The sequence below is a fragment of the Chryseobacterium sp. 2P genome, assembly GCF_059579425.1.
The window spans coordinates 2,492,602-2,511,756 of the sequence record NZ_CM184194.1; the positions used below are offsets into that span (position 1 = coordinate 2,492,602).

A 19,155-nucleotide genomic window follows, 5' to 3' on the forward strand; every position below is an offset into this window, starting at 1 on the left:
ATGATTTAATGCTCTTTTGTATTCGATTTGATTCTCTTAAGAGAAATCCGCTTGATGGCGTGTTCAACATTGCCGTCAAGTTCTGATGCAAGATTCATCACTTCCATCTTTTCTGTTTCTTCAGTGGTATAAGCCAAATATTCTTCGGTAGAAACTTCGGTGGCATAAACCGCAGAGTGAGTACCACCCAGTCCAATCCACACTTCTTTATACAATCTTCGGGGATCGTTGTTCATGTTAATCGACAATACCTGAGATTTTTCTTTGTCGGTTAATCCCAGCATTGCCTGAATGTCATCGAATTTGTTCATGTACTTTCGCTGGTCAAGAAGAATCTTACAATCCGAATTGTTGATGATACTTTCCTTAACAATCGGCGACTGGATGATATCATCGACTTCTTGGGTCACCACAATGGCTTCTCCAAAGAATTTTCTTACCGTTTTGAACAGGTATTTGATGTATTCTGCCATTCCCTCTTTGGCGATGGCTTTCCAGGCTTCTTCGATGAGGATCAGCTTTCTGATTCCTTTGAGTCTCCTCATCTTGTTGATGAAGACTTCCATAATGATGATGGTCACAATGGGAAACAGAATCTTATGATCTTTAATAGCATCGATTTCAAAAACGATGAAACGTTTGGACAACAAGTCCAGCTGCTTTTCTGAATTGAGCAGATAGTCATATTCACCTCCTCTGTAATAGGGTTCCAGCACATTAAGAAAGTTGGCAATATCAAAGTCTTTTTCTCTGACTTTCTTTTGTTCCAATACTTTCTGATAATCATCTTTCACATAATCATAGAAGCCATTGAAAGAAGGATGCTCGTCATTGGATTTAATTTTTTCAATATATCCGCTGACCGCATTGGATAATGCTACTTCCTCTGAACGGGTCGGGGGTTCATCATCTCTTTTCCAAAGTGTCAGAATCAAGGTTTTGATACTCTCCCTTTTTTCAATGTCAAAGACGCCGTCATCGGTGTAGAATGGATTGAAAGCAATGGGATTGTCTTCGGTATAGGTAAAATAAAGCCCATCCTCACCTTTCGTCTTTCCTTTAATCAGTTCACACAATCCCTGATAGGAATTTCCGGTATCGACTAAGAGTACGTGAGCGCCCTGTTCGTAATACTGTCGCACCATATGGTTGGTGAAGAAGGATTTACCGCTTCCTGAAGGTCCGAGGATGAACTTATTTCTGTTCGTGATAATCCCCTGTTTCATCGGCAGATCTGATATATCCAGATGAATGGGTTTTCCGGTCAGACGGTCAGCCATCTTAATCCCAAATGGGGATGGAGAAACCTGATAGTTGGTTTCTTCGGTAAAAAAACATAGAGCAGGTTCAATGAATGTATAAAAGCTTTCTTCACTTGGAAAATCCCCTGCATTGCCCGGAATCCCCGCCCAATACAAGGTGGCTGTATCCGTCGTATTATGGCGGGGCTTACACTCCATTAAGGCTAAAGCACTCCCCGTATCATTCTTTAATTGTTTTAATTCAGCAGGATTATCAGACCACGACATTACATTGAAATGCGCTCGAATGGATTGTAACCCGAAAGAATGAGCTTCATTCAGATATTTTTCGATCCATTCCTTGTTAATTTGATTGGCCCTGCTGTATCTCGCCAGTGAATGCATATTCCTTGCAGATTTTTCAAACTGTCGAAGATTCTCATCACTGTTGTCTATGAAGAGATACTGATTGTAAATATGGTTACAGCTGAGCAAAAGTCCCACAGGAGAAGCAAATGACAAAAGACAGTCGCTCCGGTCTGTGCTTAACTTTTCATAACGGCTGTGCGATGAGACGGTACCCGGCAAATCCTCCGTATCCGAAAGCGTATGCATACTAATGCGGTTATTGCCAATTCTCATTTCTTCTGACCCTAATTTGATGTCCTGCAATGACGGACTAATGTCACGGGATAAGGTGAGATATTGTTCCAGTAATCCGGATTGTTCAGAAGTTCCGGATATCTCGTCTTCAGTCATCCGTTCAAGCTGGATGTATCCGCTGTCATTCATAATCCGCTCCAGCTGATCGACCGCTTCAAGAAAACGGCTCAGAACTTCTTTATCTTTGATTTCCTTCGGAATCAATTTGCCTTTGCATAGAGATGAAAAGTTACTCTGCATTCGCATTCTTTCCTTACTGGTTTTAGTAATGAATAGGTAGCAGTAATGATTTAAAAAAGGTCTCTCATTGAAATGTCTTTCAAAAGATTTGGACAAAAAACTTTGGTCTTCTTTTGATAGATCAGGATTATAGTTTTCCTTGATGAACCAGTCCTGCTTATGAACCACAGTAAAATCAGGCAATGTTTTAATTGCCTTGAACCAAGCAGAATGCATAGCTTCATACTCAGCGGAAGCAACGGTAAACAATTCAGGGAGTCTAACCTTAAAGCAAACCGTAACATCAGCGTCCTTTGAAATGATACAATCATTTTCAATTGCCAGCAATGGAAATTTACTTTCCAAGGTAGCTGCTTTGGAAGAATTTCTCATACATCAGCTTTTTTACGGTTTGTTTTTAGGTATCGATAAATGCTCCTACGGCTGATGATGTATTGAGGGTGCTTCTTACGAGCGCCCATTTTCATTAAACCATATTCTCCATATTTTCCATTCAGTGTGAAAGTCTGCCAGATCAGAATTCCACTGCTGACTCCCCCAAGGATAAGACAGAAGTATGTATTGACTCCTGCCATATACATGATCATCACACAAATGAGTAATCCTAGTAACCCACCTGCGAATATGAATAGGTATTGTGCTTTAAGTCCCTTGAACTCTACTGTCCTTCCTATTCCTTTATTGATATGATAGATATTCATAACTATCACTTTAAAGGAAGAATGAACGAAGGATTGTCGCGGCAACAATCAGGAATATACACGCACCGAACCAGCTGGCAGCAGTCTTACTGGTGTCGGGATCGCCACTGCTGAATTTGTTGTAAACCTTTACGCCTCCTATTAATCCTACGACAGCACCGATGGCGTAAATGAGTTGTGTCGCAGGTTCAAAATAAGAGGTGACCATCTGTGTAGCCTCGTTGATTCCGGCGGTACCATTGCCTTGGGCTGAGAGATTGACAGCAGTCATCAAAGCGACCGCTGACATCCAGACTTGAAATGTTTTTCTTTTCATAATCGATATTTATTTGTTCTGATCTCCTGCACTTTGCAGGATGATGAACAAATCTATCGGGCGCTAAGGCCTTGATTTGGAGATTGGCATTCCTAAGAATTTATTGGCTGACAATTGCCTTACATCAGTAGTTTTTAATTGGCTTAATTTCTGTACAGAATATGACACACCAAAAAATATTGTTATGTACAAAAGATTCATTGCAGGTTTAGGCGGCGCAATTGCCTTAACCATATTACACGAGACCGTTAGAAAAAATTGTAAAAATGCACCTGAAATCAATAAGGTAGGAGAAGAAGCTTTGGAAAAGTCTTTGAACCAATTTGATGCAAGCATTGATAGTCCTGATAAGCTTTACGCCGCCACATTGGTTGGTGATGTTGTAGGCAACGGAATTTATTATGCAGGAACAGCGACTAATAAAGCCGGTTTATTATCAGGATTGGCTATGGGTGTAGGCACAATCCTATTGCCCGGAAAGATTGGATTGGATGATGCTCCTGTTGCAGAAAATAACCAAAAGAAAATGATGACTATCGGTTACTATTTATTCGGAGCGCTGGTAACGAAATTGATCTATGACCGAATAAAATAAATTCAAATATTAAGCCTGAGCGGCACAGCATTTGAATAACGAATGTTACCAATCACACTTATATTATATGAAAATTAAATCCCCCTACTTTGATAAGTAAGGGGATTTTTTTGAGTAAAACAAAAAGTTCATTAAATGAACTCCTCAATGTCGAAACCTTCTGCTTCATTTTGACGATTCGGTGACCTGTTGACATCTGCATTCGAAGTGCTCTGGCTTAATAAATAGGCAATACGCTGAGTCGCACCCTCCAACGAATTTTCTAATAGATTGAAAAGCTCGGTTCCCTGAATTTTTTGAATTATATTAACTGCTTGTTGCTCTAAGGCAGGCTCTAGGAATTCTTCCTGTAGCAACTGCCCCGCAGTACTCAATTCCTGAAAGGTAACCCCTGTGGCAAAACCGTTTTCAATCTCAGAAAAATTCTCGTATTGCCAATCCTCTTCTTCTTCTTCCCAATTATCATTTTTGACCAGGATATCTTCCAATGATTTTTTTTCACTAGGCTGATCAATCTTCTGCTCTTTGATTTCTGAATCAAAATTATCTGTTCTTGCTTCTGCAGTTAAAAATTGGCTTTGAGTAGTAGATGATGGCAACGCTTGTCTTTCTTCTTGCTTGATTTTTCCAATGATTGTTGATGGATTTGATTTTGTTTCATTTTTTGTTTCAGGTGTATGACTTTTCATAGATTTTTTATCCAATAATAGTAGGATAATAATGATTAAAAGACCTGTTATAAGTAATTCCATAAGTAGGCATTTTAAAAGATGGGACGGTATTTATTGTTGAAATCTTCAGTAATTTCTTTTTCAAACATTTCAAAATGATGAGCAAGGATGTTATCCAAATACGCATATAGAGGAATCTGGTCATCTGCTACGATCTGAATGATCCGAGATAGTCTTTCGTGATATTCGGGACGGATGTATATACTTTTATCACCACGTTTATTCATCGTATGATGTGTCAGAAACTGCTCCACATATTTAATGTCATTACTGGTCTTCGCTTTGTTTTTTGATTTAGGCAAATGCGTTTCGTCGGATGTTATCGGTTTTGTATTTGCTGATTCTTTCTTGGTGGAACCAGCCATAATTGACATCAGGTAGTCCTCATCAATGCTATTTTCTTCTCCGTTCTTTTTATCAGTTTCCATCATTTATATATTGATAATTTTTATAAATTCTTCCATAAATTGATCCAGCCTGCATTGAATCATCAACTTATGATCTGCCGGCAACAAGGTTGAGCGAAAAACCGTTTTTGCAACGGTCTCTCCCTCTTTCCTGAATCTCTTACTGTCTGCGATAGATGCTTCCATCAAATACAGTCCTAACTCTCTGATTACTTTACTATAGTTTTCGTAAAGATTAGTTTTCTCCCTGCCATCAACCTGATTCCAAAATAGATGAATCGATTTAATTGCAGTCTGCTGTTCTTTCATCAGTACATTGGTCAGCACATCCGTAAAACTTAAAGTGCTTTCAAGGATAAGCCGGTCCGCCGTGATCGGTGAAAAAATATAATGAACATGGGCAAGGGCTCTTAAAATGCCTGCAGTATTCACGGTACCCGGAAGATCTAAAAATATAATATCGGGGATTGTTTCTGAGCCTTCTATAAACTTTTCTATTTCTTCCAGTACAGTGTCTGTCCTGCTTTGGAAAATGGGATACGCTTTTTTCCCAATAGTGGTAAATTGCTGATGCGCCATCTTTTTTAAAACCGGATTCTGCATCACTGTTTTTAAATCCCGTTCCCGCATTTGTATCAAACTGTACTGCGGAAAATCGCAGTCAAAGACTGCAACCTGATAGCCTAAACGGTAATGCAATATACTTGCAGCAAGTGATGTGAAAGTGCTTTTACCTACTCCTCCCTTTTGAGTTGAAAAAGCAATAATTGTTGGTTTTTTTCCTGTTTCCATTGTTTTGATTTATTGTTAAAATTTGTTGATGCTTTATTGATGGCAAGCAGTACTGCATTACTGCTGTACTTCATTCCGCATTGAAAGGATTAACTATGGCAAGCCTACCTGAATTCAATCTATCTTTATTGCCTTCCTACCTGAAGTCCAGCAATCGATCAATCAATTCTGACCGAGCGCTGAGACTCAGCATTTAAGAGATTCTTGATAGATGTTTTTACTGATTGCACGTTCTCCGGCATTCTGGAAAGCAAGCCTTCACGACCTTTAACCATCTAGCTTTATTTCTTTCCTGCTGACCTTCCGGTACAAATAGAGAGATTATTCATTGTGTCTGATGATTAGCGGTTGGATTTGACTGTATATGTCTCTTTTTGGCTTCATTTAAGATGGAGACTTTTTGATGATCTGTAAGTTACTTTGCTGGGGAGTTGTTCCGAACAACATTAGTTTTACTGAAAGGTTACTTCCTTTCACCCGAAAGGGGCAAGTTGTGTTTTGAGCATCTCGAAACGTTTTCGGATACTGAAAACAACTTGCCCTTGCAGGGGGCTGGGAAAACAATCTCCGAAGTCGATGTGTTATAAAATTAAATGGATGGATTATGAATGATCAGAATAATAAACAGAAAAAAACCGGTCGTCGCCCAAAGGCTGACCCTGCTAAAATTCGATATACGATTTCTTTTAATGAGGTCGAACACTCCCGGTTTCTTGAATTGTTTGACCAATCAGGGATGTCCGTCAAGGCTCATTTTATAACATCCTGCATCTTTGAAAAGACGATAAAGACGGTCAAATTGGATAAAGGAACCATTGATTTTTATATGAGACTGACCTCATTTCACAGCCAGTTCCGTGCGGTCGGTGTCAATTATAATCAGATTGTAAAACTGCTTTACACTCATTTTACTGAGAAAAAAGCGGCGTCATTACTTTTTAAATTGGAAAAGCAGACTATAGAAATGGTGGAAATCTTCAAAAAAGTAATTCAATTGACCGAAGAGTTTAATCAAAATCATCTTAAAAACGAGTAAAAATATGATTGCTAAAATTGGAAGAAGCAGCAATATGTTTGGTGCTTTGTCCTACAATAATCTGAAAGTAGAAAAGGAGAAAGGAGAAATTCTGCTGACTAACAAAATGATTGAAACTCCCAATGGGCAGTACAAGGTAAGTCAGCTGGCAAAATCTTTTGAACCTTATCTGTTTGCCAATCGAAATACAGAAAAACATACCCTGCATATTTCTTTAAATCCTGATCCTGAAGACAATGTTTCTGATGAGAAATACAGGCAAATGGCTCAGCAATACATGCAGGAAATGGGCTATGGGGAACAGCCGTTTGTTGTATTTAAACATACGGATATAGACAGAAGTCATATTCATATTGTTTCTGTCTGTGTCGATGAAGAAGGTAAGAAGATTTCCGACAAGTTCGAAAAAGTCCGTTCGATGAAAGTATGCCGGGAACTGGAAGAGAAATTCGGATTAATTTCAGCACCTGAAAAAGAAACTCAATTGAACAGCCCGATTTTTAAAGCGGTCGATTATAAGGGAGGTGATATAAAAAGTCAGATTGCCTCAGTGGTAAGACATATTAGTTCGCAATATCAATTTCAGTCCCTGGGTGAGTACAACGCTCTGCTATCTCTCTACAATATCACTGCGGAAAAAGTGGAAGGAGAACTGCACGGTCATTTGCAAAGAGGTTTATTGTACTTTCCAACAGACCGTAATGGTAAAAAGACAGGCCATCCTTTTAAGGCATCGCTGTTTGGAAAAAAGGTAGGTCTGGATTCTTTGGAAAAGCATTTCGAATCGTGCAGAACAAAAATGAAAAATCTTCCCGTGAGAGAAAAGCTACCAGAAAAAATCGTACTGAAATTACAATCTTCAAAAGATGAAGAAACATTTGTAAAAAATTTAAAGAATGAAGGCATTGATACAGTAATTCGCAAAAATGATACGGGAAGAATTTACGGCATGACATTCATTGATCATCAGTCAAAAACGGTCTGGAATGGATCACGTTTGGGAAAGGAATGTTCAGCCAATGCTTTTAATGAATGCTGGAACAGCATTCTTAAGCCAGATAAAAATGAAGCGGAAGAACCTTATAAAAAATCGTCTTCGTCGAATGACGCTAATTTTATAAAACCAACAATATATCCTTTCCTTGATATCATGGATACAAATAACCATAAAGATTTATTTGAATCAATAGGCGGTCTATTGCCGCCAACACAAGGAGAAGATTATGAGGAAATGGATTTTGAAAATAGGATGAGAAGAAAGAAAAAGCATTTGAGAAAAAAATGATATGACAAATTCTTGTCCTATGGCAATGTCATACCTTGTTAATTTAACTAATTTTATATAAAAATATGCTTGATCTACTGCCTTCATCTGTGTCCTATGCCTTTGTTTCTATCACTGCTTTAACCTTTGTGATGGTAATGATTATAATGAGGAAATCAAGAATTTGGATAAACCAGAAAAACAGATTTTTTATTGTTATTGGAATATTGATCTGGTTATTGATACAGGCTTTACTGGCACGCAAGGGCGTCTATCATCAAAATACTGATGTAATTCCTCCTCCCATTCTTCTATTTGGAATTGCTCCGGTCATTATGCTGTTCATAATACTGTTTATCAGTCAAAAAGGCAGGCAATTGATTGACAGTCTTCCTTTATTATGGATGACTTATATCCATTTGATAAGAATTCCTGTGAAGCTTGTATTATATTGGCTCAGTCTTTACAAAGCAGTTCCTAAATTAATGACCTTCGAAGGAATAAATTTTGATATTTTGGCAGGACTTACTGCACCATTCATTGCTTATTTTGGTATTAAGAAAAGAACAATTTCCCGGCAAACTGTATTAATCTGGAATTTTATATCCCTTGCATTGCTCCTGAATGTGGTAGTGATTGCTTTTCTCTCAGCGCCTTCTCCGCTGCAGAAATTATCATTCGATCAACCCAACCTGGCTGCACTAAATTTTCCGTTCTGTTGGCTTCCTACTTTTATCGTGCCCGTTGTTGTACTGGCTCACATCACATCCATAAGAAAACTGCTGCAAAACTCGGTGACGGATTCATAATGCCATATCACGCCCAACAAACCCTTTGACATCCAGTACCGGATAATTCATAAATCGCCTGTTATCTTCCCCTTGGATTAAACAATAAAAGATGCAGGGAGAAGATGATCTACGTGGTTTGGCAAAGACTATGGCTTTAATGCGGGCGGTCAGTATTATTTTAGTATTGATGCATTTATACTGGTTTTGCTACGGCTTTTTCGAAGAACGGGGATGGACGCTTCAGCTGATCAATACAATTTTACATAATTTTAACAGGACAGCAGGTCTGTTCTCTCATACCATCTATTCAAAATTATTTGCCACGCTGTTATTAGGTTTAAGCTGCCTTGGAACAAAAGGGGTCAAGAATGAAAAAATCACTTGGAAAAAAATCAATACTGCATTGATATCGGGTGTACTTATTTTTTATTTTAATACCACCCTGCTAAACCTATCTTCGAAAGCCTCCGTTTACCTATACATTTTTTCTACGGGTTTAGGCTATATCCTTCTCATGGTTGCTGGAGTCTGGATGAGCAGGTTACTCAAAAATAATTTGATGGACGACGTTTTCAACAGTGAAAACGAAAGTTTTCAGCAGGAAACAAAACTGCTCTACAATGAATATTCTATCAATCTTCCTACAAAATTCTACTTCCAAGGAGACTGGCATCAGGGATGGATCAATGTCGTCAATCCGTTTCGTGCGACTATTGTTTTAGGAACACCAGGCTCCGGAAAATCTTATGCCGTAGTCAATAATTATATCAGGCAGCATATCGAAAAAGGCTTTTCAATGTATATCTATGATTTTAAATTCGATGACCTTTCAACAATCGCTTATAATCATCTTTTAAAATATTCAGATGCTTATAAAGTAAAACCGAAGTTTTATATCATCAACTTTGATAACCCTAAAAAAAGCCATAGATGCAATCCTTTAAATCCTAAATTTATGACGGATATATCAGATGCCTATGAGGCTGCTTACACCATTATGCTGAATCTGAATAGAAGCTGGATACAGAAACAGGGTGACTTTTTTGTTGAAAGTCCGATTATTCTCTTAGCTGCCATTATCTGGTTTTTGAAAATCTATGATGATGGTAAGTATTGCACATTTCCACACGCTATTGAATTGCTCAACAAGAAGTATGAAGATGTATTTACCATTCTGACTTCCTATTCTGAATTGGAAAACTACCTCTCCCCTTTTATGGATGCCTGGCAGGGCGGTGCGCAGGATCAGTTACAGGGACAGATCGCCTCGGCTAAAATTCCATTATCAAGAATGATTTCGCCTCAGTTGTATTGGGTAATGACGGGAGATGATTTTTCCTTGGATATTAATAATCCAAAAGAACCTAAAATTTTATGTGTCGGTAATAATCCTGACCGACAGAATATCTATTCTGCGGCGCTGGGGCTTTACAATTCAAGGATTGTAAAACTGATCAATAAGAAAGGTCAATTGAAAAGCTCAGTCATTATTGATGAGCTGCCTACCATCTATTTTAGAGGTCTTGATAATCTTATTGCGACCGCAAGGAGCAACAAAGTATCTGTTTGTCTGGGATTTCAGGATTTTTCGCAGCTGACCAGGGATTATGGTGATAAAGAAAGTAAAGTCATCCAAAATACGGTTGGAAACATTTTCAGCGGACAGGTAGTAGGTGAAACAGCGAAAGCTTTATCGGAAAGGTTTGGCAAAGTGTTACAGAAAAGACAAAGTATATCGATCAACAGGAATGACACTTCTACATCCATCTCCACACAGTTGGACAGCCTGATTCCTGCTTCAAAAATATCAACTCTAACGCAGGGATTTTTTGTAGGAGCTGTCTCAGATAACTTTGATGAAAGAATTGAACAGAAGATTTTTCATGCTGAAATTGTCGTTGATACTGAAAAACTTTCAGCAGAGGAAAAGCATTATCAAAAGATACCGGAAATTCGTTCTTTTGCAGATAAGGACGGCAATGACTGTATGCTGAATGAAATTGAAAAAAATTACAGAAGTATTAAAACAGATATTCTTCAGATCATAACGAGTGAAATGGAAAGAATTTCTAATGACCCCGATTTGCAGCATTTGTTGCAGTAATTTGTAAATTAACTTAATAGCCAAGGCCTGAAATTTATCTAAATTAAGTTGGTCTCAGATCATGAAAGATAGATTCATCGTTTCTGTGTCATAATGATAATTATTGTTTACAGTCCAATTTTCAAAACTATAGCTTTAATCATAATTTGTACTTTTGTTAGGACTTTTACAAACATATCTATTCTTAATGCTAAAGAGAATATTTGCAAATTTAAAAAAGAAAATGGAAACCCTGTTTTAAACGTTCCCTTATTTCTAAAACCAGAAATAGGATATGGTTCGAGAGGTGTAAAAAAAGTATAAAACAAGCCGAAAGTTATATCTAGATTTTTTTTACAAATATTCATTATATCAACTCAATAGGATTCCAGTCGGTTTTAACAACAACATTATTTGGAATATCGTGCACATCATTGTAACACAACAAAAACTTATTTACAGAGGTTCTCCCTTACAAGAATATATTTCAGATGAGTTTTTTAAAAAATACCGATCGATAACACAACCAACAGAATCAGTTACTCGACAAGAAGCAGATGAACTTAAATCACTTTTGACTTCAAAAATTGAGCGCACAATTAATGATTTCGAAAACGGCATCTTTATCTGCTACAACAAAAGTATCACTGGTATTGGCTTTCATTTAATTTTTATACAAGATGCTTTTGCGTACAATAATTATCACGAGGTCTGCATTTGGGATACATAATGAGTAGTAGGAAATTTGTCTAAAAAGGTTCTCTTAAAAATAATATTGATAACATTTAGATACTACGTAATAAATATCAGGTTATAATTATAGTTTTTGGATATTCTTCACCTTATTGGCAGTTCATCTTAACTGATATAAGGTAGGTTTATAAATTCATAGTTTTGTACTCAAACAATTATAGATGAATTTGCGAAGAAATAAATTAGAATATATTTGTCTCAAACCCGATGAACCACTAACACATATCGTGGAAAGCATTTGGATGGTAAAAAACAACTCTAATGAAGAAAAAGAAGGCATTATAGTTCCCGATGGAAAAATAGATTTATTTCTGCTAGCTGATGAAAATGGAAATTTTGAAATTTTCGTTTCCGGAATATGTTCTGCTCCCATCACTAAACCCCCATTTCCTAAATCTACAATGTTTGCAATCAGCTTTTATCCCATCGCTGCTGAATATATTTTCAAACAATCTTTTAAGGATTTAAATAACACCAAGAAAACACTTCAAACAGGGTACTGGGGATTTTCAAGAGATGATCTGAATGATTTTAATCAATTTTATCATAAAGCTGTTAAGGTTATTTCTTCGATATCCAAAGAAATAGACGACCGAAAAAAGAAGTTATTTCAACTCATTTATGCTTCTAAAGGAGAAATTACGGTAAAACAACTCGAAGAAAATGTTTTTTGGAGTAGCAGACAGATGAACCGTTATTTCAATAAATGGTTAGGCGTACCGCTTAAAACCTACCTAAATATTATTCGCTTCTCCAACTCATTAAAACAACTAAAAAATGGTGATTTCTACCCCCAACTCGATTATGCAGACCAATCACATTTTATAAGGGAAGTGAAAAAATTTGCTGGAGTAAAACCAATTATATTAAATAAAAATGAAAACGACCGATTTATCCAATTTAGCCTGATGCCTGAAAAGTAATTTTGTTCTGTAATCAAAATAAGAATAAAATGAATTTAAATCACATCAACATCGTTGTGCAAGACGTAGATAAAGCTGTAAATTTATTTACAAAACACTTGGGTTTTAGTTTAATTGTCAATAGAAACAGCAAAATGGCAGTTCTGGAAAACAGCAATAATTTCGCCTTAGTCATTTGGGGTCAGGAATTGAACCATACAGAAAATACGCCTGAATATCCGGAGAATTTCCACATCGGATTTTATCAAAAGGATGAACAAGAAGTTTGGGATATTTATGAAAAGTTAAAACCAGAAGCTGACTTACAATTTGAAAATGAACCTAAGAAAATTAGGAATACATTTGGCTTCTATTTCTTTTTTGAAAAATTGATGATAGAAATAAGTGTTAGTCCATTTAAGGATAATATTGCATAGCTTGCCAACCACCAATAGATCATTTAAATTAAGTGATCTATTAACTTTTTTAGGGGAAAATTATTGCTTGGACTACTAGCAGTACTTCTTACTTAGTTTTAAATTCAGTAGGTCTCATGTTGGTCAGTTGCTGAAAATTATTGCTAAACGCAGATATATTCGAATAGCCTATTTCATAAGCTATTTCCGTCATGTTCAAATCTGTATCTTTTATCAATTCCATCGCTCTGATAATACGGAGCATCTTTAAATATTGAACAAAAGTGATATGCAATTTCGTTTGAAATAATCTGGTCAAACTACGCACACTCATTCCCGATTGCTGAGCAATACTTTCTAAACTTAGATTTTCATTTAACCGATTTCTAAAACTGTCGATTATGGCATTGAGTCTTTGATCGTCTGTTGTTGGAAGTTGGATGGAGAATTTTTTGAGATTTTCCTTTGATAATACGCCTTTAAGCGTAGTTAAAAACTCAAATTCCCATGAACCTTTAAAATAATCACCTTGCCATTTCTCGCTAAATGAGAGCATTTCTGCCAGAAGCTTACTAACAGGATAAATACCCAGTTCATCATAAAAGCTATCTGCTTTTTCATCTGGAAAATAGATATTGATAATATATAAATCCTGTGTATTAAACATCAAATTGTGCGGATAATTTTTCGGTATCCAGATATAATGATTAGACGGAATATAGAAATCCCTTGCGTCTGTTTGTAAATAAGCAATTCCTCCATAAACCAATAATAACTGAGCCTTATCGTGTTGATGAGCAGGCAAACGTTGCTCAGTTTGCTGTCGCATCACGAGGATAGAATCAGGATTTTGATCCACACTATTTATTAATTGGCTAAGAATTTCCATATGGCCAAATATAGCAAACTTTAGGCTAATTATATAAAATAAAGGTTTGGGGTGTTGAATAATTTTGCTGTGTTAATAATAGTAGAATCATTATGAAACATAAAATCATAAAACCTGACAAAGATTTTGAACTTGAAATACAAGCCCAAAAATCTGAACATAAATTATCTCGTGCAGATGAAGAAATTGATAAAGCTTATATCTACTGTCTGGCTTGTACTTATTCCAGTCCTTTTATGCCAATTGTCGATTTAAGCTTTGCTTTTGATGAGTTGACAAAGATGCTAACAAAATGGTTAGAAAACAGAAAGAACCCAATAATTTATAAAAACAAAACTAATGAAACAATATAAAACAGTTACGATTTTGGGTATAATTCTGATGTTATTTGCATCCTCTATTTATGCTCAAAATACAGCAAATATTCAACCATTAAGTTTAGAAGAAATATGGAAAATTGCTGAAACAAATAATCGACAACTAAAACTATCCGACCTAAATCTTCAGCAGAGTAAAATAGAAATATTGGAAGCCAAAGATCGTTTGTTGCCTGAACTTTCAGTAGGTGGAGACGTAAAGCTCAATTCCAAATTTCTGATTTATGACAATGGATTATTCTCTTCTCCACAGGATGTGCCAGTAAAAGGCTATGGTTACGGAGTAGGTTACAACTTAAACTTTAATCTTTACAATGGTGGTAAAGACAAAAGAAACATTGCCCTGAAAAAGGAAGAAGATACACGAAAGCAATATGAAGTGGATCTGCAAAAGCATAGTGTAAAATATAATGTCGCAGTTGCTTATTTTGATTTGTATAAGTTTTTGCATTTCTATGATTTTCTTCATGCAGAGATTGAAGCAGAAAAAAAACAATTGAGATTGATAGAAAGCCTGCATAAAAACGGTACCGTATTAAAGAGTGATGTGCTGAGAACCTCCGTGAAATTGTCTCAACTGGAACTTAATCTTTCCGATGTTACGAAAAAGATTGAAATCGCCAAACAACGGCTCAATATTCTGATGGGACGTGAAAATGATATGGGGCTAGCAATCAAATACGAAGATACAATTGAATTAAACGCAATCACAGAGGGTGACTATAATGACTATGTAAACATTGCTTTCAACAAATCCCCAGAATACAAAATGGCTGGTAGTGAAATCAAATGGAGTGAACTGAACGTAAAACAAGTGAAAGCTACGCTATTGCCCAAAGTTTCTTTGTACTCTAACTATAATTACAACTATCCACAGATTTCCTTTTATCCATATTCAAATGACTTGTGGGGATTTGGTCAGACAGGAATTAAAGTCCAGTATTCTATTGATAATTTGTACAAAAGCAAACATACCATTGCTCGTGCCCAAATTGTCAGCAATCAGGCGAAAGAAAAAGCAGAAATGAAGAAGGATGAAATCTCCCTTCAGGTCAAAGAGGCTTATTTACAGCAAAAACAGGCTTTGGAGAGCGTGGAAACGGCAGAACAAAATATAATTAAAACTACTGAAACTGTCCGTGTTATCAGAAGTAGCTACCTAAATCAGGAATCATTACTGACCGATCTTTTGGAAGCAGAAAATGCCTTATTGGAAGCAAAATTCAATCTGACAACAGCACAAACAAACGTAAAAGTAACCCATATCAGACTATTAGCAATTATAGGAATTCTTTAATACAAATATTATGAACAAAAATAAAACAGATAAAATTATTGTAAGCCTAACCAAATGGTTTGGTATCGCATTATTCGTAGGGATCATTATTTGGGGAGCTACCTATTTCTTTAAAGGATATCGCTATGAACAAACTAATGATGCACAGGTAGATGCTTATCTCTCACCTATAAACGCAAAAGTGGGTGGCTATATTAGCAAAATATATTACAAGGACAATCAGCTTGTTAAAAAAGGTGATACACTTGTTGTCATTGAGTTGGACGAGTATGGACTGAAAAAAGATGCTGCATCAGCAGAACTCATGAGTTCACACGCTAAATTACCGATTTTGACGGCGAGCGAAGAAACGCAATTTAAAAGTATTGAGGTTATAAAAGCACAATTGGCAGGAGCGAAAGCGAGATTGAACCAACAGCAAAAAGAATTTGATCGTTATAAAAATCTACTGGCGGATGAATCTACCACACAACAAAAATTCGACAACATCAGTGCTTCTTTATCCATTGCACAGTCAGATTATGATCAGGCTAAAGCTTCTTTAGAAGTAGCAGAATCTAAACTTAATGATTTCAGAGCTCAACATAATGCTATACAGGCAGAGATAAAAATTAAAGAAACACTTGTTCAAAGACAGGAATTGGACATTCGATATACGGTTATCACTGCACCTTTTGATGGGCAAATTGGTAAAAAGACCATTCAGGAAGGTCAACTGATACAAGCTGGGCAAACTTTGGCTTTTTTGGTGAACAAAGCCGAGGAAAAATGGGTGATTGCCAATTTTAAAGAAACACAGATTGGCAACTTTAAGATTGGACAAGCAGTGTCTATAGAAGTTGATGCTTTTCCGAATGAAAAATTCAAAGGTACTATCGAATCACTTTCCCCAACTACAGGTTCACGTTATTCGCTACTTCCACCAGATAATGCTACAGGTAATTTTGTCAAAATCATCCAGCGGATTCCCGTAAAAATTAAACTGACCGATACGCCTGAAAAATTAGGGAAACTCTCTGCCGGGATGAATGCGAATGTTTATGTTTTAAAAGATTAATGATGCAAGCACATAAAATACCGATTTTCAAATCCTGGGTATCTGAATGGGTGGCGAGATCTGTCATATTTGCCATTCTGATGACTTGTCTGTTTAGCTTTGCTTATTACGGTAGTCCAGTTGCGGCTATGGGTTTCTACGGAATACAGCCTACCGATGTACAATACGGTATGGTCGCTATTTATGGCTCTACCGTAGCTTTCTTGGCACTTGATTTTCGGATCGTAAAATATTTTGCACCTAGGAAATATTTACTGATTGCCCTTGCTGTAAACGCAATATGTTCTGTGATCTGTTTTCATTTTAAAGATTGGACATTGTTTGTTATTTGCCAGTTTTTTCAAGGAATTACCTGTGCATTGATGTCAGGAATTGTGTTACAGCTTATTTTTCCAAGATTACAATCTGTACGTGCCCGTGTGATTGCTTTTAGTTTACTGTATGGTAGCATACAGATTGCCGTTCCTTTTTATTCTATTTTTACCAGTGCAGTCATTCATTTTTTTGATTTTAACTGGCTATTCTATGGATTTATTATCATACTCCTCATCCTAACAATTACTGTATTGCTTACGATGAACAGTAAAGCTCGATTTACCAAAAAGATTCCATTGTATCAGGTGGATTGGATAGGCTATCTGTTTTATGTATCGTTTATCTTAATCTTGGGATACATCCTTGTATATGGGCGACAATTGGGATGGTTCGGTAGTTCATTAATCATTACGCTTAGTGTAGTTAATCTAATTATTCTTTCACTTTTCATCATGAGAGAATTGAAGCTTAAACGACCATTAATCAACTTACAGATTTTCAAAACCAAGAATTTTGTCATTGGGCTATTACTACTTTTTACATTTTATATTTTTAAAGGAAGTACAGGACTTGCCTACGGCTATCTTGAAGTAATTTTAGGAAACGACCCACTCAGCACCATTCCTATATGGACGTCTGTAATTTTAGGGACTACAGTGAGTATGTTCGTTACTTCCAGATTTGTCTTGATGGGTTATAACCTGATAAGAATGATTATTGTTGGCTTTGGAATTATGGCGATTTATTATGCTTATATGATACTATTTGTTTCTGTACAGGGCGAAACAATTGATTTCATTTTACCGATGTTTATTTATGGTGTGGCAACAGGAGTATTATTTGTTCCGATTGTTTCGTTTACCGCTTCATCAGCACCGCCAGCAATTGCTATCAATGCATCGCTCGTTGGCATATTGGCTAGGTTTACAGGGTTTACAGCTAGTCTGGCACTGAATAACGAACTTCAATTATTTTCAAAATCAGGAGTTCGCGAAAAGATTCGGGAAGCAGTTACGGAAACAAACCCTCAATTGCCAACTACCTTACTGGATATTCAAAATCAATATATGAATACAGGTAGCGATATCTATACTTCAAAAGCAGTATCCTCAGGCTATTTTAATCAAATGTTAGGTCATCAAATATTGGCTCGTGCTACCAGAGATTATTATGGTTGGATGCTGACAGGTGTGATTATCGTAATTGTTATTTTGCTCTTCTTACCACAGATACGACAAGTTGTTTTAAGATTAGAGAAAGGTAATATTCCTTATTAAAATTTTTTATGAATAGATTTTTAAAATGAGACTAATTAAAATAAATGCCATAGATAAAAAATAATGAGTGGTAACCTGATTTGCAATCACCTAATTTAATAATGCTTGATAAACCAGAAACGTAAAAGCAATTCTGGTTTATCAAGCATAGGTCACTCCCCTTCTGTGTTATGGAAATGCTGCAAAAGATTATCGCTGACGATGTTCAAAAACTTGGTCGGTCCTTGCTTTCTATTTCGGATTTCATAAATGGTCTTATGGAAGTTTCCAAGGTCGGTATCTAATGATTTTTCAACAAACTTGATCACTTCACTAAGCTCAACATTTCCACCGTTGAAGCACCGCATATGATATAAGGCATATACCAATTCGATAAGTCCTACCTTGGATGCTGACCAGACCAAAGGGGATATAGATTTGCTGCTATCTCTGTCTGATAAGCCATCAATCCGCTTTTTTAAATACTGGTCAAATTTTTCGTTCGCCATAAATTTTGCGATCAGCTGATCGTGAGAGGTTGTGAAGCTGGTATCGAAATTGTAAAATCCCAATGAGAGTTTCATTTTAAGATCATAGGAATCCCTGACAAATATTTTGTGATCCAGGTAGGTAGCTTCTCGTCTGTAATAACTGTAAAAATCAGATTGTTCTTTGTAAAAAATCTTAAGCTTTTCCTGTTCAGCCTCATAATATTCTTTAAGTGCATTATTCCCTGCATTGGGTTTATGCGATTCCAGATCTAAAATTGTTGAATAGTAGATGAACTTCGAAATGAATTTTGGCTTCAGATTTTTGAAGAAGTGTACTTCTTCGCCCAAATTATCAAAATGATGAGCAGAGACTAAAGACTTTAATTTTCTGATAGAATTATCGATTAAGATTAAAGATTTTTCTGCTACCTTCAGCATATCATTTTCATCATACACTTCATTGATCTTAAGCTCCAGCTCTTCATGTAGCTTTCCAATTTTTCTAAAAATAGTTTTTGTTACCATGTCCTTTTTTTAGAAAT

19 protein-coding genes and 1 pseudogene are annotated in these 19,155 nt (G+C 36.3%); 12 read left to right on the plus strand and 8 right to left on the minus strand.

The annotated features are described in order from the left end of the window. Positions 1-5 precede the first annotated feature (5 nt). From AC52CF_RS11375 to AC52CF_RS11385, 3 genes are read right to left on the minus strand one after another with little or no spacing between them, the layout of a single operon-like run. A complete protein-coding gene (locus AC52CF_RS11375; protein WP_496517037.1) occupies positions 6-2,516 on the minus strand; it encodes a TraG family conjugative transposon ATPase in 2,511 nt (836 codons plus the stop codon). Continuing rightward, positions 2,513-2,845, minus strand: coding sequence for a DUF4133 domain-containing protein (locus tag AC52CF_RS11380; RefSeq protein WP_496517038.1), 333 nt, complete (start codon positions 2,843-2,845; stop codon positions 2,513-2,515). The genes AC52CF_RS11375 and AC52CF_RS11380 overlap by 4 nt, the downstream gene beginning before the upstream one ends. Positions 2,846-2,855: 10 nt before the next feature. After that, positions 2,856-3,134, minus strand: coding sequence for a DUF4134 domain-containing protein (locus AC52CF_RS11385; RefSeq protein WP_496518216.1), 279 nt, complete (start codon positions 3,132-3,134; stop codon positions 2,856-2,858). Positions 3,135-3,345: 211 nt separating this feature from the next. Between AC52CF_RS11385 and AC52CF_RS11390 the strand changes: the two genes are divergently transcribed. Continuing rightward, a complete protein-coding gene (locus AC52CF_RS11390) occupies positions 3,346-3,756 on the plus strand; it encodes a hypothetical protein (RefSeq protein ID WP_496517039.1) in 411 nt (136 codons plus the stop codon). Positions 3,757-3,887: 131 nt separating this feature from the next. Here AC52CF_RS11390 and AC52CF_RS11395 read toward each other — a convergent pair whose 3' ends face one another. From AC52CF_RS11395 to AC52CF_RS11405, 3 genes are read right to left on the minus strand one after another with little or no spacing between them, the layout of a single operon-like run. Then, a complete protein-coding gene (locus AC52CF_RS11395; RefSeq protein ID WP_496517040.1) occupies positions 3,888-4,508 on the minus strand; it encodes a hypothetical protein in 621 nt (206 codons plus the stop codon). An 11-nt stretch (positions 4,509-4,519) separates the two neighbouring features. Next, the gene (locus AC52CF_RS11400) at positions 4,520-4,918 is read right to left on the minus strand and encodes a DUF3408 domain-containing protein (protein WP_496517041.1); all 399 of its coding nucleotides are present in this window, start codon (positions 4,916-4,918) and stop codon (positions 4,520-4,522) included. Next, a complete protein-coding gene (locus tag AC52CF_RS11405; protein ID WP_496517042.1) occupies positions 4,919-5,686 on the minus strand; it encodes a ParA family protein in 768 nt (255 codons plus the stop codon). A gap of 604 nt (positions 5,687-6,290) precedes the next feature. Between AC52CF_RS11405 and mobA the strand changes: the two genes are divergently transcribed. The 7 genes and pseudogenes from mobA (at position 6,291) to AC52CF_RS11440 (ending at position 12,952) form a co-directional block, all read left to right on the plus strand. Further along, entirely contained in the window at positions 6,291-6,722 is a 432-nt protein-coding gene (gene mobA, locus AC52CF_RS11410; RefSeq protein WP_496517043.1) for a conjugal transfer protein MobA, read from the plus strand. Positions 6,723-6,726: 4 nt separating this feature from the next. Next, positions 6,727-8,007 carry a conjugal transfer protein MobB gene (gene mobB / locus AC52CF_RS11415; protein ID WP_496517044.1) on the plus strand — a complete coding sequence of 427 codons (1,281 nt, stop codon included), beginning with the start codon at positions 6,727-6,729 and terminating at the stop codon, positions 8,005-8,007. A gap of 65 nt (positions 8,008-8,072) precedes the next feature. Further along, positions 8,073-8,795, plus strand: coding sequence for a DUF8737 domain-containing protein (locus tag AC52CF_RS11420; RefSeq protein ID WP_496517045.1), 723 nt, complete (start codon positions 8,073-8,075; stop codon positions 8,793-8,795). A 91-nt stretch (positions 8,796-8,886) separates the two neighbouring features. Further along, on the plus strand, positions 8,887-10,881 hold the full coding sequence (gene mobC, locus AC52CF_RS11425) for a conjugal transfer protein MobC (RefSeq protein WP_496517046.1): 1,995 nt from the start codon (positions 8,887-8,889) through the stop codon (positions 10,879-10,881). A gap of 361 nt (positions 10,882-11,242) precedes the next feature. After that, positions 11,243-11,590, plus strand: a pseudogene (locus AC52CF_RS11430) (DinB family protein); the annotation flags it as partial. A gap of 184 nt (positions 11,591-11,774) precedes the next feature. Next, entirely contained in the window at positions 11,775-12,536 is a 762-nt protein-coding gene (locus AC52CF_RS11435; protein ID WP_496517047.1) for a DUF6597 domain-containing transcriptional factor, read from the plus strand. 29 nt (positions 12,537-12,565) lie between these two features. After that, a complete protein-coding gene (locus AC52CF_RS11440) occupies positions 12,566-12,952 on the plus strand; it encodes a VOC family protein (RefSeq protein WP_496517048.1) in 387 nt (128 codons plus the stop codon). 88 nt (positions 12,953-13,040) lie between these two features. Here the strand turns inward: AC52CF_RS11440 and AC52CF_RS11445 are convergent, their stop codons facing one another. Continuing rightward, positions 13,041-13,820 carry a helix-turn-helix domain-containing protein gene (locus AC52CF_RS11445; protein ID WP_496517049.1) on the minus strand — a complete coding sequence of 260 codons (780 nt, stop codon included), beginning with the start codon at positions 13,818-13,820 and terminating at the stop codon, positions 13,041-13,043. 92 nt (positions 13,821-13,912) lie between these two features. Here AC52CF_RS11445 and AC52CF_RS11450 point away from each other — a divergent pair, with 92 nt between their 5' ends. The 4 genes from AC52CF_RS11450 to AC52CF_RS11465 are packed head-to-tail and all read left to right on the plus strand — an operon-like array spanning position 13,913 to position 18,143. Continuing rightward, positions 13,913-14,173, plus strand: coding sequence for a hypothetical protein (locus tag AC52CF_RS11450; RefSeq protein WP_496517050.1), 261 nt, complete (start codon positions 13,913-13,915; stop codon positions 14,171-14,173). Continuing rightward, positions 14,160-15,494, plus strand: coding sequence for a TolC family protein (locus AC52CF_RS11455; RefSeq protein ID WP_496517051.1), 1,335 nt, complete (start codon positions 14,160-14,162; stop codon positions 15,492-15,494). The genes AC52CF_RS11450 and AC52CF_RS11455 overlap by 14 nt, the downstream gene beginning before the upstream one ends. Positions 15,495-15,504: 10 nt before the next feature. Next, positions 15,505-16,551: an HlyD family secretion protein gene (locus AC52CF_RS11460; protein ID WP_496517052.1), complete on the plus strand. Its 1,047-nt coding sequence runs from the start codon at positions 15,505-15,507 to the stop codon at positions 16,549-16,551. Further along, positions 16,551-18,143, plus strand: coding sequence for an MFS transporter (locus AC52CF_RS11465; RefSeq protein ID WP_496517053.1), 1,593 nt, complete (start codon positions 16,551-16,553; stop codon positions 18,141-18,143). Before AC52CF_RS11460 ends, AC52CF_RS11465 begins: the two co-directional genes overlap by 1 nt. Before the next feature lie 152 nt (positions 18,144-18,295). Here AC52CF_RS11465 and AC52CF_RS11470 read toward each other — a convergent pair whose 3' ends face one another. Beyond that, on the minus strand, positions 18,296-19,138 hold the full coding sequence (locus tag AC52CF_RS11470) for an RteC domain-containing protein (RefSeq protein ID WP_496517054.1): 843 nt from the start codon (positions 19,136-19,138) through the stop codon (positions 18,296-18,298). Positions 19,139-19,155 lie beyond the last annotated feature (17 nt).

Bases quoted from the DNA above. Each gene is read 5' to 3' on its own strand.
- AC52CF_RS11395 (WP_496517040.1), bottom strand. From the start codon at position 4,508: ATGGAATTACTTATAACAGGTCTTTTAATCATTATTATCCTACTATTA.
- AC52CF_RS11390 (WP_496517039.1), top strand. From the start codon at position 3,346: ATGTACAAAAGATTCATTGCAGGTTTAGGCGGCGCAATTGCCTTAACC.
- AC52CF_RS11435 (WP_496517047.1), top strand. From the start codon at position 11,775: ATGAATTTGCGAAGAAATAAATTAGAATATATTTGTCTCAAACCCGAT.
- AC52CF_RS11405 (WP_496517042.1), bottom strand. From the start codon at position 5,686: ATGGAAACAGGAAAAAAACCAACAATTATTGCTTTTTCAACTCAAAAG.
- AC52CF_RS11380 (WP_496517038.1), bottom strand. From the start codon at position 2,845: ATGAATATCTATCATATCAATAAAGGAATAGGAAGGACAGTAGAGTTC.
- AC52CF_RS11470 (WP_496517054.1), bottom strand. From the start codon at position 19,138: ATGGTAACAAAAACTATTTTTAGAAAAATTGGAAAGCTACATGAAGAG.
- AC52CF_RS11455 (WP_496517051.1), top strand. From the start codon at position 14,160: ATGAAACAATATAAAACAGTTACGATTTTGGGTATAATTCTGATGTTA.
- AC52CF_RS11450 (WP_496517050.1), top strand. From the start codon at position 13,913: ATGAAACATAAAATCATAAAACCTGACAAAGATTTTGAACTTGAAATA.
- AC52CF_RS11465 (WP_496517053.1), top strand. From the start codon at position 16,551: ATGATGCAAGCACATAAAATACCGATTTTCAAATCCTGGGTATCTGAA.
- AC52CF_RS11420 (WP_496517045.1), top strand. From the start codon at position 8,073: ATGCTTGATCTACTGCCTTCATCTGTGTCCTATGCCTTTGTTTCTATC.
- mobC (WP_496517046.1), top strand. From the start codon at position 8,887: ATGCAGGGAGAAGATGATCTACGTGGTTTGGCAAAGACTATGGCTTTA.
- AC52CF_RS11375 (WP_496517037.1), bottom strand. From the start codon at position 2,516: ATGAGAAATTCTTCCAAAGCAGCTACCTTGGAAAGTAAATTTCCATTG.
- AC52CF_RS11460 (WP_496517052.1), top strand. From the start codon at position 15,505: ATGAACAAAAATAAAACAGATAAAATTATTGTAAGCCTAACCAAATGG.
- AC52CF_RS11385 (WP_496518216.1), bottom strand. From the start codon at position 3,134: ATGTCAGCGGTCGCTTTGATGACTGCTGTCAATCTCTCAGCCCAAGGC.
- mobA (WP_496517043.1), top strand. From the start codon at position 6,291: ATGAATGATCAGAATAATAAACAGAAAAAAACCGGTCGTCGCCCAAAG.
- AC52CF_RS11445 (WP_496517049.1), bottom strand. From the start codon at position 13,820: ATGGAAATTCTTAGCCAATTAATAAATAGTGTGGATCAAAATCCTGAT.
- mobB (WP_496517044.1), top strand. From the start codon at position 6,727: ATGATTGCTAAAATTGGAAGAAGCAGCAATATGTTTGGTGCTTTGTCC.
- AC52CF_RS11400 (WP_496517041.1), bottom strand. From the start codon at position 4,918: ATGATGGAAACTGATAAAAAGAACGGAGAAGAAAATAGCATTGATGAG.
- AC52CF_RS11440 (WP_496517048.1), top strand. From the start codon at position 12,566: ATGAATTTAAATCACATCAACATCGTTGTGCAAGACGTAGATAAAGCT.